Here is a 15078-nt window from a genome sequence, read left to right on the forward strand (position 1 = left end):
CATCATGCTTCCCCCTTATAAGTAATGTTTCCGTCGACGATCGTCATGTAGATGTCCGAAGTCAGTTCCATTCCGTGGAATGGCGTGTTGCGTGCCTTTGATAAAAATTTTGACTTGTCGAGGATGTACGTCTTATTGAGATCAACGATTGTGATATCAGCGGCTCTGCCGACTTTGAGCGCTCCCATCTCAAGTCCGAACACTTCCGCTGGCTTGACTGTCAACCAATCGACTAGCTGCTGCAGTGTGAACACGCCTGTCTTGACCAGCTTCGTATACAGGAGCTGGAATGCATTCTCACTGCCGGTGATGCCAAAAGGTGCCGTTTCCATGCCGACCGACTTCTCTTCCTCTGCGTGCGGAGCATGATCTGTGGCAATGAAGTCTATAGTCCCATCCTTCAGGCCTTCAATCAGGGCGTGGCGATCGTCCGCTGCTCTGAGTGGTGGGTTCATCTTGAAGTTCGGGTCATCCTCCTTGATGTCTTCTTCGTCAAGCACCAGGTGATGCGGTGTCACTTCCGCCGTCACACGGATGCCCGCTCGTTTGGCATCCCGTATGACCCGCACACTTTCTTTGGTGCTTACATGACAGACGTGATAATGGCATCCCGCTACCTCCGCCAACAGCACATCGCGTGCAATCTGTACGGATTCGGTCACTGATGGAATCCCCTTTAATCCCAACCTTTGGCTGACTCCGCCTTCATGGACTGCACCGCCATTAACCAGTGTGTTCTCTTCAGTGTGGGCGACTATCGCCATGTCTATACGGGCAGCTTCCTTCATTGCACGCAGCATCATATCGGCACTTTGGACACCGACACCATCATCTGTGAAGGCAAATGCACCGGCAGCTTTAAGTGCGTCAAAATCGACCAGTTCCTTGCCAAGCTGCCGTGTCGTGATCGACGCATAAGGCAGCACCTTTACACTGGCGCTTTCTTCAATCCGCCTGTTGATATCTTCCATCGTCTTTTCATTGTCTGGTACAGGGCGTGTGTTCGGCATTGGGCATACTGCAGTGAATCCCCCGCGTGCTGCAGCATTTGTGCCGGTTTCAATCGTCTCCTTATGTTCACCCCCGGGTTCCCTCAAATGAACATGGACATCGACGAAACCTGGCGTGATAAGCTTGCCGCTACAATTGATGACCTCATCCCCCCGCTCGATCTGAGGGGCCATGTCAACTATTTTTCCCCGTCAACAAGGATGTCCATCCGAGTCTCCCCATTTTCCGTCACCACTGTGCCATTCTTCAAAAGTACTGTCATTACCCTTCACTCCTAAGTATGTCTTGTATTACACTCATGCGCATGAATACACCATTATGCATCTGCTCGAAAATGGCTGATCGTGGGCTTTCTATCAAACGCCCATCTATTTCAACGCCGCGGTTGACTGGTGCAGGATGCATGATGATGGCCTCCTGCTTCATCCTTTGATACCGCTTCAGGGTCAGCCCGTATTGGTTATGGTAGCTGCGTTTCGTAAAATCCGCCTGATCGCCATGGCGTTCGTGTTGGACACGCAGCAGCATGATGACATCACATGATTCCACCGCATCGTCGAAGTCCACGTACTCTCCATCCATCTCAGGGTCACGCCATGCTTCTGGTCCGCTGAAAACGACTGTGGCTCCAAGCTTCTTTAGCGCCTGTTGGTTGCTGCGGGCCACTCTGCTGTGTGATATATCACCAGCCATGACCACTTTAAGTCCTTCAAAAGTACCGAATCTATCGTATATCGTCATCAGGTCGAGGAGCGACTGGGTGGGATGTGAGCCGCTGCCATCTCCGCCGTTGATTATTGGGATTGACAGGCCATCCAGATCGTCATAATAGGCGGTCATGGCGTGACGTACGACAAGTGCATCGCATCCTATGGCTTCCATGGTGCGGCAGGTGTCGTACAGTGATTCTCCCTTAAGCACCGAACTGTGGTCCGCATTGAAGGGAATAGAGTGAATGCCGAGCCGGCTTTCAGCCATCTCAAAACTGGCTTTGGTCCGTGTAGAAGGTTCAAAGAACAGGTTTGATATATACTTTTTTTCCTTAAATGGCTCAAAGTTTCCGCCTTTTATCGCCTGGGCGCGTTTGATGAGCCTCATGATATCGTCAGTCTGCAGTTGTGTCATCGACAGCAGGTTGTCCATCATCAACAGGCACCTCCTTAGGTAGTATCGCATTCAGCAGTATCCCTGCAACAGCCGCAAGCGCCATCCCTTCAAGATTGAAAGGTATATTGCCGATCGTGAAATCAAGGTGCGCCTTCCCGATTCCTACAACAAGGATTACAGAAGATATGACCAGATTGCGTTTTGAATCCAAGTTCACCTGCTCATCAATAAGCATCCTCAAGCCGCTTGAGGCGATGATGCCGAACAGTAGGATCGATACCCCACCCATGACGGGGGTCGGTATGCTCTGACAATGGCTGTGAACTTTCCTATGAAGCCGAGTATGACTGCAAGAACACCCGCTCCTCCGATGACCCACACGCTGAATACGCGTGTAATCGCAAGCACTCCGATGTTTTCCCGTAGGTTGTAGTCGGCGGTCCTCCAACCAGGCTTGAGAACATCGTCGACACCCCATCCCCAACCAGTGAACGGTGCAGGCCGGGTTTTTTGAAGAAGTTGCGCCCGACGATCTTATTGATGACCATCTGGTGGCCGATGTGCTCACTCACTGTGACGAACACGATCGGCAGCATGACGACCATAAGCCCGAGGTTCCAGGTCGGATTGTATGAAACGAATGGGAGATGGACGTCAGGCAGCATGAACCAGCCTGTCTCCACAATCTGGGTGAAATCGACGATGCCCACCAGTACAGCTGTAATGTATCCACCGATGATGCCGATCAGGATGGGGATCAGGGAGAGCACCCCGCGCAGGAATATTGAAGCGCAGATGGTGATGATGAGCGTCACCGCAGCTACAAATATGTAGAGCATGCTGTAGCCTTCCTGATTGCCCGAATCCGTATACATCGCCATATCGACCGCGACCGGTGCGAGCCCGAGCCCGATGACCATGATGACTGGTCCGACGACTACCGGAGGCAGCAGGTTCATCAGCCAATCGATGCCGCACCCTCTTATCGCAATGCCGATTATGATATAGAGTACTCCGCTGAAGAATAGTGCTGTCAGTACCTCACCTAGACTATTTGCCCCAAGTGCAATTGTAATGGGCAGTATGAATGCGAAGCTTGAACCGAGGTATGCCGGTATCTGTCCTTTCGTAATGAGTATGTAGAGCAAAGTGCCGATGCCGCTTGCTATCAGAGCCGCGGATACCGGCAGCCCCGTCAAGTACGGCACAAGCACCGTGGCACCGAACATTGCAAATAGATGCTGGGAACTGAGCATCAGCCATTGGGCAGGCTTTGGCTTATCCTGTACATCCAATATCGGGGAGACACTTTTCGAGTAGATTTCTTCTGCGATTCTTTGGTCTGCATTTCAGCCGTCCTCCTGTTATCTGCTTAATAGAACTTCGTTGACTGCGTCATGCTCCTCTAGATGGACATCTATCTTCTCTTCTTTGGCAGTCGGGATATTCTTGCCTACAAAATCTGCCCGTATCGGCAGTTCCCGGTGCCCCCGATCGATCAGTACAGCCAAGGAAATTTTTGAAGGCCTGACTTCATTCAGTATCGCATCCATCGCGGCGCGGATTGTCCGTCCCGTAAAGAGCACATCATCGACGATGACCACATGCTTGTCATCGAGTGACACTCCGATGTCTATGGCACTGCCTGCGCGTTCTTTCTTCCTGTCATCACGATAGCCTGTTATATCAATTGTCCCTGTCGGTATCTCCACACCGTCTATCTCGGTAATTTTCTTTTGAAGACGTTCCGCAAGATACTCCCCGCGTGTTTTGACCCCAAGGAACACCAATCCTTTAGTCCCTTTATTATGCTCGAGTATTTCATGCGACATGCGGGTAAGCGAGCGTGTAATCTGCGATTCATCAAGTATCGTCCGTTTTTCCATTTAAGTCCTCTCCTTTAAAAATGTATAAAAAAATACTCATGTCCAAAGACATGAGTATACACGTATCCTGATAAATATACACTTATCCCTAAGTGTACCCGGTTATATCACGTCTTTGAAGCCTCACGGGACTCCTTTTAAAGACATTCATATTCACTTTTCTTCAATAGTCTAGCCTTAATACAGAATGAAGTCAAGCATTAATCCGATAAAGGTGTCAATGTTTCCAACACATCTTCGAATGGTTCAGGCAACGAATCGCTGAATTCCATATACTCCCCGCTTGTTGGATGGATGAATCCGAGCGTCCCTGCATGCAGCATCTGCCCGTCTGTATTCAACGTCTTCCTAGGGCCATATTTCGGATCCCCGACGAGCGGATAGCCGATATATTTCATATGGACACGGATCTGGTGGGTCCGCCCCGTCTCGAGGATGCATTCGATCAATGTATACCCTTCATATCTTTCCAGCACATTAAAATGCGTTGTGGCGTCCCGTCCAGGATCAATGACCGCCATTTCCTGGCGTTCCTTCGGATTTCTGCCGATCGGTGCTTCAATGGTGCCCTTATCATGTGGGATGGTACCGTGTACAAGTGCCACATACTTCCTGGTGACGCTTTTATCGACGAGCTGATCGACCAGTACGCGATGGGCCACATCATTCTTTGCGACCATCAGCAACCCACTCGTATCCTTATCGATGCGATGCACGATGCCGGGCCTCAACTCGCCATTTATACCAGAGAGGTCATCAAGCTGAAACATCAGGCCATTGACAAGCGTTTCCGAATGGTGTCCGGCAGCAGGATGGACCACCATGCCCTTTGGCTTATTCACAACGGCTACATCATCATCCTCATAGAGGATTTCGAGGTTCAAGTTCTGTGGGGAGATATCCGCCTCCACAAGCTCGCGGGGGTGGACTATGATGACATCATCGGTCTTGACCTTATAGTTCGGCTTGACGGCCTCACCGTTTACTTCAACAAGTCCATCCCGGATCCTGCCCTGCATATCACTGCGTGAAGTGTCGTCCAGTTTTTCTGACAGCAGCCTGTCGATCCTTTGGCCACTATCCATTTCATTTGCTTTAATTTCCTGCATCCGTGTCACCTTTTCCTATTATAAAGAATTCCAAGATCATCAATATTACACCAATTGTGAGTGCACTATCAGCAATGTTGAATATCGGGAAATCATAGAACACGATCAGCACATCGATGAAGTCCACTACTTCCTGGAATAATATACGATCGATGAAGTTTCCGAGGGCGCCGGCCAGCAGCAAAGTGAGCGCAAGCTGCAGCAGGGTGTTCCCTTTCGCTTCCTTGACATAAACGTAGACCAGTATGCCCAGAACCAGCAGCGTCACCAAGTAGAAGAACAGCATCTGGCCCTGGAACATGCCCCATGCTGCTCCGCTGTTGCGGTGAGAAGTCAACATGAAGTACTTGCCGAGGACTGGAATGGATTCCCCTTCCTGCATACCAGTCACGACAAGATATTTCGTCAGCTGATCGATTGCCAGTACAGCTAGGCCAATCAAGCTCATTGGAATGATTCTATATGATTTCATAACGGCCCCCTAGAGCTGATCCACCACTTTGCGGCAACGTGGACAGATGTCGTCTTCGCCACCATCGATGGATGGCGCTGTAGAATAGTTCCAGCAGCGCTCACAACGTGTGCCTTCAGCATGTACGACTTTGACTTTGATATTATCATACTGTTTACCATCTTCAAGTGACTCTACAACTTCCACTTGAGAGACGATGAAGAGCTGTTCGAGACGGCCATTGATGTCAGAATAATTCATACCGTTCGGCTGGGTGACATATACTTTCGCTTCAAGTGACTTGCCGATGACCTTGTCATTACGGGCTTCTTCAAGTGCCTTCAGCACATCATCCCTGACATCCATGAAATGCTTCCATTTTGCAGTGAGTGCCGTATCGACTTCTTTCGCCTCAGGCAGGTACTCGAGGTGAACACTTTCCATTTCGGTATATGGAGTATGCTGGTAGATCTCTTCAGCCGTGTGTACCAGAACAGGTGCAAGCAGACGGTTCAATCCAGTCAATATGGCATACAGTACTGTCTGCATGCTGCGGCGTATATGGGCATCCTGTTTCTCTATATAGAGGATGTCCTTACCGTAGTCGAGATAGAAGTTCGACAAGTCGACATTGATGAAGTTCTGGAGGGACTGGTACATGGTGACATAATCATAACGGTCATAACAGTCACGCATCAGGTTCACCATTTCGTTGAAGCGCTGCAACATGAACTGATCGACTTCCTTCAATTCATCATAGGCGATTGCATCCGTTGAAGGATTGAAGTCAGATACGTTGCCTAGCAGGAAGCGGAAAGTATTCCTTATTTTCCGGTAGACTTCGGACACCTGCTTCAGGATGTCATCTGAAATTCTGACATCTTCCTCAAAATCAGAAGACATGACCCACAGCCTGATGATGTCTGCCCCCATTTGTTTCATGATCTTCTCTGCAGGATGACGTTGCCGAGGGATTTGGACATCTTCTTGCCTTGGCCATCCATGACGAACCCATGGCTCAGGAGTTCTTTGTAGGGCGCGATGCCTTTAGTTGCCACACTGGTGATGATTGAGGAGTTGAACCAGCCACGGTATTGGTCGGACCCTTCGAAATAAAGATCCGCCGGGTATGTCAAGTTATCGCGTACTGTCAGCACACCGCGATGGGTGGAGCCAGAATCGAACCAGACATCCATAATATCCTTTTCTTTTGTGAATTCACCATTTGGCGAGCCTTCATGTGTGAAGCCTTCAGGCAGGAGGTCTTTTGCATCCCACTCGAACCAGATGTTCGATCCATGCACTTCAAACAACGAGGCAACATGCTCGATGACTGTTGCATCAACTATTTCCTGTCCATCTTCCGCATAGAAGAACGGCAATGGTACACCCCACACACGCTGGCGGGAAATCACCCAGTCACCACGGTTTTTAATCATGTTGTACATGCGTTTTTGGTTCCATTCCACTTGGAATTCAGTGTCCATGACCGCCTGGAGGATATCTTCACGGACATTTTTGATTGATGCGAACCACTGCGGGGTCGCCCGGAATATAACCGGTGTTTTAGTGCGCCAGTCATGTGGATAAGAGTGCGCATAGAAGCCGAGCTTAACCAGGGCGCCTGCTGCTTCAAGGTCCTCCGTGATCACTTTATTGGCGTCATCATAGAAAAGCCCTGAATACTTGCCCGCTTCATCCGTGAAGACACCTTTATCGTCTACAGGGCTGATCACATCGAGTTCATATTTCTGGCCAATGATGAAATCATCGTCACCATGTCCAGGGGCCGTATGGACACAACCTGTACCTGCTTCCGTTGTGACATGTTCACCCAGCACGACAAGGCTTGTGCGGTCATATAGTGGGTGGTTGGTTGTGATGTATTCCATTTCGGAGCCTTTGATTTCTTTTGTACGCGTCACTTTATCCTTATCGAATTCAACTTCCTCACAGAAATGATCGAGCAGCGCTTCAGCCACCACATATTCCTGACCTTCATAATTGATTTGGACATAGTTCAACTCGGGATGTACTGCAATGCCTGAATTGGATGGAATCGTCCATGGCGTCGTTGTCCAGATGACCATCTGTACGCCTTCATCAAGTACGCCTTTGCCATCAGCCACCTTAAAGCCAACATAGATTGAAGGAGAGCGCTTGTCCTTATATTCGAGCTCCGCTTCCGCCAATGAAGACTCACTGACCGGGGACCAGTAGATTGGTTTTTTCCCTTATAGATAAGACCCTTCTCGACCATATCCTTCAACACACGGATCTGTGCGGCTTCAAATTCAGGTTTATAGGTGACATAGGGGTTGTCCCACTCGCCATCGATCCCCATGCGTTTGAAGCCTTCACGCTGCTGATCGATCTGCGTGTCGGCAAACTCGATGCATTTGTTTCTGAATTCTTCGATCGACATGCTTTTACGATCGACACCTTTATTGGTGAGTGCCTGTTCTATCGGCAGTCCATGCGTGTCCCAACCGGGTACATATGGTGCGTAGTAACCGCGCATCTGCTTATTGCGGATGATGATGTCCTTGATGATCTTATTCAAGGCATGTCCCATGTGCAGAGCACCATTGGCGTAAGGCGGGCCATCATGGAGCACATAAGGGGTGTTTCCTTCATTGAGTTTCAATTTCTTCTCATAAAGATTTTGTTCTTCCCATTTCTTCTGCATTTCCGGCTCTTTGTTTACAAGGCCGCCACGCATTTTGAACTTGGTCTTCGGCATGAGCAGTGTATCTTTGTAGTCCATTTTCCAAACTCCTTTTTCTATTTGGTAGATGATTTAAAAAACTCTGGGCCAATGTCAATAGGGGCGAAATTCTCCGCGGTACCACCCTGATTGACTCTGGTCCATAAGTCCACTCGTCACAGTCATTAAAATACATCATTAGTGATTTCAGAAGCATCTTATGTGCCGGGGCTCCCACCATCCCCCGGTCGCTGTATCCATAATGCATGCTTCCCTGTCTAACAATACTATTATTATGCTAAATATCCTTCAATACGTCAACACATCATTATTCCTGGTTGCGTTCTGCATCCTCCAGATCATCGACACGGTGTTCCTGATTTTTCTCAAAATCGAGCAGGTAATCCCAGTCATCCGATTGCAGCAGGTCGAGCTGTGCCTCCACGAGCATCTTGAACCGTGCACGAAAAATTTTGGATTGCCTCTTCATATCTTCTGTCTGGCTGGCGATATGCCGGGCTCTGGCAAGCGCATCATCAATGATGCGTTCGCGTTCAGCTTCCGCAGCTCGGACGATTTCTTCTGAACGCGCCTGTGCAGTGCGCTTCGCTTCATCCCCTGCCCGCTGCGCCGTCAAGATGGCTTCGTTGATGCTTGTTTCGACGGTCCTGAAACTGTTCAGATTCTCTTCCTTTTCATCGAGCATGCCTTCTAGCTGCTTGATCTTCTCATCGCGACTGTCGATTTCAGACTGCATTGCCTGTAGATGCTCTCTTACTTCTCTTTCATCCAAACCACGGTAAACTGTTGGAAATTTACGATTCAGAGCTTCTTCTCTATCCATTTTCTTCACCTCAATTGACTAATACCCTACCCGTCCCTATATATCCGGGCCATAAGACGATATTTACCTTTTTTTGTTTCAGCAATTATTGATGTAATCTTAAAACGACCGAAATGCCGGACAGAAATGATGTCACCGGATTCGACCAGGAACGCCGGACTGGAAGTCAGGGTGTGGTTCACCTTCACCTTGCCTTTTTCCACGCGTTCCTTGGATTTTGAGCGCCCTTCACCGACGGCTTCTGAAATGATTGCGTCCAATCTGAAGGATGAGACGAGCATATGTTTATCTTTTCCTTCATCAACTGCTTCCATGAACGCGGCGTGCGGCACATCGTTAAGTGTGACTGGTGCATTTTTGATCCTCTCAAGCCCCTGTTCGAAGACTTGACGATACGGTGCTGCATAAGCGAATTGAATGCGGTCTGAAACGACTATATCACCAATCAGTGAACGGTCGACTCCAACTTTCATAATGGCGCCGAGGATGTTGCGGTGTGTAAGATTGACGAATTTTTGGGGATAATCGACTTCAAAGATGCCAATTTCAAATTCTTCAGGCGTGACTTCCAGAAATTCCGGAATAATCATCGCCCTTTGACGCTCGCGTTCACCTGGTCCACCATAAAACTCTACGTACAGATCGGGGTGACGCCCAGACAGACTCTCGACAATCAACCGCTCCCTCGGATCTAAAAAATCGAGGAGTACCGGATAATAATCCCTCGCAGCAATCTCGAACTTGCCATTGAAATACGTTATTTTTTCATATTCTTCTTTTCTGAAATGCTGGTAGACTTCCTTCAATCCAGAGCCCCTCCTGTAGAAATATCGGAAACGCCCTCATGATAATCATCGGGAAACGATTAGATCATAAGGGCGTCTGGCATTATTAGTAATTCAGGTTCTTCAGACCAATGCCTGTACGATAACCCTGAATATCGCATTCAGGCCGCTCAGGAAAAGATTCATGGTCAAAATTGCAATAATCGGCGACAAGTCCAACACTCCCCGATTGGTGGGATGAGCCTTCTGAACGGCTCAAGTATCGGCTCATATATTTTTCCAAGGATTCTTCCGAAAGCAGACTCCCGGAGGCCCGGCAGCCAAGAGCTCAGAATATAGATGATCAACCCCCAGAAAAATATAGGAAAGATGGTGTTTATGAATCTTTGAACGAAAAATACAATATCTATTAACAGTTGGTTATCCAAACTCATTCTCCTTACATTTCTTCAGTCTGATTCTTTTCCTGGCTGATTTCCCCTTTAACACCGACACTATTTGGCGTACATAGGAAAATATCAGCGCCGACCTTTTGGATATCTCCGTCCAAAGCATAGACCGTGCCGCTCAGGAAGTCAACGATGCGCTTTTTCTGGCTGTGATCGACTTTGGAGAGGTTGACGAGAGCCGCCCGTTCATTCTTAAGCTCATCTGCAATATCCTGCGTTTCCGAGAACACTCTCGGTTCAAATAGGCATACTTTTGTATTGCTTGCTTCAGCACTCATCAAAGTAGTCTCCTTGTCCCTTGTATTGGATTGCTTCTTCTGGTGTCTTGGTTCTCCGGACCGGCGGTCTTTCTTCCTGAATGATGGAGAGACCGAGGCACTGCCTTGCTCCATCTGTCGAGGTTCGACAGACCCTTCATTGACTTTTTTCTTTTTTGAATGGTCAAGTTGCGTCACTTTGCTGTTCTGCTGTTTTGGCTTGTTGCTTTCTTCCACGGACTCCTCTTCATCATACTCCACAATGAAGATGTCCTTGAAAAACTTTTTTATGGCCATGGCATTCACCTGCTTCCCATTAGTTTGCTGCCAATGCGTACATAAGTCGCCCCGTGCTTTACTGCAAGGGTGTAATCGTTGCTCATCCCCATGCTGAGTTCGTCGATCTGGACGTTATCCCCATTGACTTCAGCAAGAGAATCACGCAACTCCGCCAGGCGCTGGAATACACCTTCTATCCGGGTCGCATCGTCCGTGTCGGGGCCATGGTCATCAGACCGATGACTTCCACCTTTTCATAGGATTTCATTCTTTCCAGGAAATCGGGGACATCTTCCGGTGCCAATCCATGTTTGGATGATTCTCCGGATACATTCACCTGTAAGAAGCATTTTACAGCATGAGCGCTGTATTGTTCAATTTTTTTCGCGATGCTTTCCCTATCCAAAGAATGGAGGTAGTTGAGATGCGTAATGACTTCCTTGACCTTACGGGATTGGAGTGTACCTATGAAATGTATTTCAGCATCCTCCGGAAGTGCCTGGCGCTTTTCCAGGAAACCTTCCATACGGTTTTCACCAAAGTGACGGATGCCAGCTTCATAAGCTTCCATCGCCTCATCCACAGTGTGGTATTTCGTCACTGCAATCAAGTTGACGGCTTCACCGATTTCGTTTTTAATATCTTCATAATTCTTTTTGATCATTGTTCTTCCTCCCAATAAAGGCAAGGGCACGTCCCGTATTGCCTTGTTCAATCCTATATGAAAAGAAGGTGCTGGTATCTTCAGTGCCGAGAGGTGTAAGATGAATCTTTTCATTCGGTACACCAGCAAGTCGGGCCTGATGTCCATTCACCTTTTTCAGATCGAGCTTAAAGCCTTCCGCTGTCCGGGTGATGGCACCATCAGGCACACTTGTCCTCCCCAGTGCATCGATGACAGTTTCATCCACTTCATAGCAACTTCCATTGATTGCCACGCCTATAACAATATTCAAGTCTGTCGGATCACCACGATACGATCCAATCAGCTTTCTCGTTATTTCTGATGCAGTTCCCCGCCAGCCTGCATGGGCCAGCCCGATGAAACCATCCGTCTCACTGAAGGCATAGACAGGCACACAGTCTGCGTAATTCATGGCCAGCAGGGTATCCGCATCATATGTATATAGAGCGTCTACTCCTGTAAGCTTATCTGTGCGTCTACGAATATTGGAGCCCCCATCTTCAGCATGGACTTCTTTGACGGTACCGCCATGCTGTTGGATTGGAGCGACCCAATTTTCCGGGGAAAGCCGATATGGCTAGCCAGCACATCCTGGTGATGATGAATGTTTTTAATATCATCATCGATGTATAGAGCCATATTGAACGCTCCTGATGGATAGGGGCTGGTGCCGCCGGTGCGCTTCGTATAGCCGAAAGTGACATTGCCAAGACTATTGCCAACATGATGGCGATAGTTATTGAACTTCATGGTCCACCTCACAAAACAAGTCAGAAAGGTGTCCCTTTCTGACTTGAAAACTTTTCTATCGTCTGCGTCTCGAACGGTTCCTTAAGAACGTAGGCACTTCGTAATCATCATCCTGCGGCGTGTTGTCTCTAGACTGGAAGTCACGCTCTCTAGGCTCTTCGTTTCTGGAAGGGTTCGGTTGGATGATTGGATCCTTCTTCTCTTCCCTCTCAGGAGAACGGTTGACAGATTTCTCGTTAAAGCCTGTAGCGATGACAGTTACGATGATTTCATCTTCAAGTTCTGGGTTGATCACTGTACCGAAGATCATATTGACATCCTCATCTGCAGCGTCCTGTACAACGTCCGCCGCTTCTTGGGCTTCAAACAGGGAAAGGGATTCTCCGCCTGTGATATTCATGAGCACACCTTGCGCTCCAACGATGGAAGTTTCCAATAATGGGCTGGAAATTGCTTTCTTCGACGCTTCTATTGCACGGTTCTCACCGCTTGAAACACCAATACCCATCAATGCTGAACCTTGGTTGTACATGATCGTCTTAACGTCCGCGAAGTCCAGGTTCACTTCCCCTGAAACTGCAATCAGGTCGGAAATACCCTGAACACCTTGACGGAGTACATTGTCCGCTTCCTTGAATGCTTCCATCATAGGAGTGGATTTATCGACGATATCAAGTAGGCGGTCATTCGGGATGACTATCAGCGTATCGACAGCCGCCTTCATGGCATCAACTCCAGCTGATGCCTGAGTTTGACGCTTCCTGCCTTCGAAAGAGAAAGGACGCGTGACGACGCCGACTGTCAGCGCCCCCATCTCCTTTGCTATTTTAGCGACAACTGGGGCAGCACCTGTGCCCGTGCCGCCGCCCATGCCTGCCGTTACAAAGACCATATCAGCGCCTTGTATCGCGTCTTCGATCTGTTCCCTGGATTCTTCAGCTGCTTTCTTCCCGATATCAGGATTAGCGCCTGCACCCAGTCCACGTGTCAATTTTTCACCAATCTGGATTTTCGATTCTGCCTTCGACAGATTGAGTGCCTGACCATCTGTATTGATGGCGATGAATTCAACATTCTGCATACCGTCGTCTATCATGCGGTTGACTGCGTTGTTACCGCCGCCACCGACACCGATCACTTTAAGTGTTGCCATATGGTTGAAGCCTTGCTCAAATTCTAACATTATTTTATTTCCTCCCAGTCATTCATCTTACTGATTCTACTCGAACAGATTTTTAAAGAGTTTTTTCATATAGCCACGATAGTTTTTGTCTTCACCCTGACGTTTGTCTCCACTATCCCGGTTGTCCAGGTCTTCCGATCTATCCTCATATGAATAATCGGCGTATCCTTCGGAAGTGTTTTTTGGTTGACCCACAGATCCGCTGTCCGCGTCGTGCGATTCCTGCTCTCTGCGCTTGTTGAAGAGTCCAGTGAAGAAGTTTCCTGATGACTCCTCATCAGCGGCATGCCGGACAGTATCCGACTCTGTATCATAATTATCAATTGTAACATATTCAAGGAGTTCATCAAACATTATTCCGCTTGAAACTGTAGCGATGGCGCTCGAAAACTCCGGTTTCCTGGCACCCATTTGATTCGGTATATGAACTCGGACTTTTTCTGATACGAGGTCCTGCATCAGTTCTTTGATGCCAAGAAGGTTTGCTGTGCCCCCTGTAACGACAAAGCCACCACTTACTTTGGTGATCTGATTTTCCTGGAGGACCCCAAAAACATCCATGAAGACTTCTTCCATCCTCATCTCTATGATGTCTGACATATCTTGAGGCGTAATCTCGATATCAGCTTCGCCATCGCGCTGAGGCAGACGCACGATGTCCTCAGCCGAGGCCAGATCATAGAAGGCATGCCCGTAGTGATGTTTCGCTTTTTCTGCAGCCTCCAGGGTAGTATTGAATGCTTCAGACAAATCCTTCGTTATATGCTTGCCGCCTACTGGAAGACTGCCTGAGGTTTTCAGCGTACCACGCTCATAATACCCAAACTGCGTCAGTTCATGACCGATATCGATGACCACGCCCCCGAGCTCGACCTCTGACTCGCTTAGTACATGCGCATAGTTCACAGCATCGGAATAGACATCAAGTACAGTCAATCCAGCTTCTTCCACGCACTTCACCGCGTTCATTAAAACAGTCCGGCTGGAAAGCAGTATCCCCGCACTGACAAAGAGTGACTGGGTAGCCATCATCTCTTTCGGATCGGAGACTTCGTGGAGGTCGTCCACTTTGAAGTACACCGGGTAGACGGTCACTACTTCCTTATCACTTTGCACAACCCGTTCCCGGATTGTTTCAAGCATATCTTCGATATGGGTTCCGTTTATTTCGGTTGAATTGCCTCCAAAACGGATTTCTTCCTCTGCAAACTTCAATTCCATGCCCGCAATCGGCATTTTCAAAAAGACCTCATCAAAATCGACGCCAGATGAAATCTTTGCTTTTTTCACAGTATCTATAATTGCACTTCTCGTCAGGTCAAAATCTCTTATCGTCCCTTTGGATACGCCATCAGTATACGTCTGTCCAGTACCGATGATGTTGACACCGTCATGGAATTTCTCGCCGACTACGGCTTTGACGCTGTTTGAGCCGATATCCAGGGCGACATAATAATGTTCCTTCAACTCTTCTGCCTCCTAGTAAGCCATTTCACTCTCTTATATAGTTTACAGTATACTTTTTACATTGTGAACTATTTAAACATAATAGTCCAGTATAAATGCGGATCGGCA

Annotated in this window: 11 protein-coding genes and 5 pseudogenes; all 16 read right to left on the minus strand. The window is 48.3% G+C overall.

The genetic code is table 11. The features are described from left to right. Positions 1–2: 2 nt before the first annotated feature. The 16 genes and pseudogenes from ACYF68_RS10095 to ftsA all read right to left on the minus strand — a co-directional run bounded on the left by ACYF68_RS10095 (position 3) and on the right by ftsA (position 14970). Positions 3–1273: pseudogene (locus ACYF68_RS10095) on the minus strand (dihydroorotase). Then, the gene (locus ACYF68_RS10100) at positions 1273–2154 is read right to left on the minus strand and encodes an aspartate carbamoyltransferase catalytic subunit (RefSeq protein WP_461047582.1); all 882 of its coding nucleotides are present in this window, start codon (positions 2152–2154) and stop codon (positions 1273–1275) included. Before ACYF68_RS10100 ends, ACYF68_RS10095 begins: the two are co-directional and overlap by 1 nt. Further along, a pseudogene (locus ACYF68_RS10105) lies at positions 2117–3374 on the minus strand (solute carrier family 23 protein). The gene ACYF68_RS10100 and the pseudogene ACYF68_RS10105 overlap by 38 nt, the downstream one beginning before the upstream one ends. Positions 3375–3482: 108 nt before the next feature. Further along, complete coding sequence (gene pyrR / locus ACYF68_RS10110) at positions 3483–4004, minus strand: bifunctional pyr operon transcriptional regulator/uracil phosphoribosyltransferase PyrR (RefSeq protein ID WP_380571689.1); 522 nt, start codon at positions 4002–4004, stop codon at positions 3483–3485. A 200-nt stretch (positions 4005–4204) separates the two neighbouring features. After that, positions 4205–5113: an RluA family pseudouridine synthase gene (locus ACYF68_RS10115; protein WP_461046674.1), complete on the minus strand. Its 909-nt coding sequence runs from the start codon at positions 5111–5113 to the stop codon at positions 4205–4207. Then, positions 5100–5585 (minus strand): signal peptidase II, encoded by a 486-nt coding sequence (lspA, locus tag ACYF68_RS10120; RefSeq protein WP_380571693.1) that lies wholly within the window; start codon positions 5583–5585, stop codon positions 5100–5102. Before lspA ends, ACYF68_RS10115 begins: the two co-directional genes overlap by 14 nt. 9 nt (positions 5586–5594) lie before the next feature. Continuing rightward, a pseudogene (gene ileS / locus ACYF68_RS10125) lies at positions 5595–8331 on the minus strand (isoleucine--tRNA ligase). Positions 8332–8599: 268 nt separating this feature from the next. Next, positions 8600–9115, minus strand: coding sequence for a DivIVA domain-containing protein (locus tag ACYF68_RS10130; protein WP_380571697.1), 516 nt, complete (start codon positions 9113–9115; stop codon positions 8600–8602). A gap of 26 nt (positions 9116–9141) precedes the next feature. Beyond that, entirely contained in the window at positions 9142–9921 is a 780-nt protein-coding gene (locus tag ACYF68_RS10135; protein ID WP_380571699.1) for a YlmH family RNA-binding protein, read from the minus strand. Positions 9922–10023: 102 nt separating this feature from the next. Next, a pseudogene (locus ACYF68_RS10140) lies at positions 10024–10334 on the minus strand (YggT family protein). Between the two features lie 5 nt (positions 10335–10339). Continuing rightward, positions 10340–10903 carry a cell division protein SepF gene (locus ACYF68_RS10145; protein WP_380571704.1) on the minus strand — a complete coding sequence of 188 codons (564 nt, stop codon included), beginning with the start codon at positions 10901–10903 and terminating at the stop codon, positions 10340–10342. A 5-nt stretch (positions 10904–10908) separates the two neighbouring features. After that, positions 10909–11549, minus strand: a pseudogene (locus ACYF68_RS10150) (YggS family pyridoxal phosphate-dependent enzyme). Continuing rightward, positions 11530–12111, minus strand: coding sequence for a polyphenol oxidase family protein (locus ACYF68_RS10155; protein ID WP_461047584.1), 582 nt, complete (start codon positions 12109–12111; stop codon positions 11530–11532). Before ACYF68_RS10155 ends, ACYF68_RS10150 begins: the two are co-directional and overlap by 20 nt. Beyond that, positions 12021–12320, minus strand: coding sequence for a hypothetical protein (locus tag ACYF68_RS10160; RefSeq protein ID WP_461046677.1), 300 nt, complete (start codon positions 12318–12320; stop codon positions 12021–12023). Before ACYF68_RS10160 ends, ACYF68_RS10155 begins: the two co-directional genes overlap by 91 nt. Positions 12321–12375: 55 nt before the next feature. Then, a complete protein-coding gene (gene ftsZ / locus ACYF68_RS10165) occupies positions 12376–13503 on the minus strand; it encodes a cell division protein FtsZ (protein ID WP_380571711.1) in 1128 nt (375 codons plus the stop codon). A 36-nt stretch (positions 13504–13539) separates the two neighbouring features. Next, a complete protein-coding gene (gene ftsA, locus ACYF68_RS10170) occupies positions 13540–14970 on the minus strand; it encodes a cell division protein FtsA (RefSeq protein WP_380571713.1) in 1431 nt (476 codons plus the stop codon). Between the last annotated feature and the right edge of the window lie 108 nt (positions 14971–15078).

The organism is Salinicoccus sp. CNSTN-B1 (assembly GCF_054792835.1).

Excerpts from the sequence above, each read along its gene's own strand:
- ACYF68_RS10100 (WP_461047582.1), bottom strand. The coding sequence starts at position 2,154 with ATGGACAACCTGCTGTCGATGACACAACTGCAGACTGACGATATCATG.
- pyrR (WP_380571689.1), bottom strand. The coding sequence starts at position 4,004 with ATGGAAAAACGGACGATACTTGATGAATCGCAGATTACACGCTCGCTT.
- ACYF68_RS10115 (WP_461046674.1), bottom strand. The coding sequence starts at position 5,113 with ATGCAGGAAATTAAAGCAAATGAAATGGATAGTGGCCAAAGGATCGAC.
- lspA (WP_380571693.1), bottom strand. The coding sequence starts at position 5,585 with ATGAAATCATATAGAATCATTCCAATGAGCTTGATTGGCCTAGCTGTA.
- ACYF68_RS10130 (WP_380571697.1), bottom strand. The coding sequence starts at position 9,115 with ATGGATAGAGAAGAAGCTCTGAATCGTAAATTTCCAACAGTTTACCGT.
- ACYF68_RS10145 (WP_380571704.1), bottom strand. The coding sequence starts at position 10,903 with ATGGCCATAAAAAAGTTTTTCAAGGACATCTTCATTGTGGAGTATGAT.
- ACYF68_RS10160 (WP_461046677.1), bottom strand. The coding sequence starts at position 12,320 with ATGAAGTTCAATAACTATCGCCATCATGTTGGCAATAGTCTTGGCAAT.
- ftsZ (WP_380571711.1), bottom strand. The coding sequence starts at position 13,503 with ATGTTAGAATTTGAGCAAGGCTTCAACCATATGGCAACACTTAAAGTG.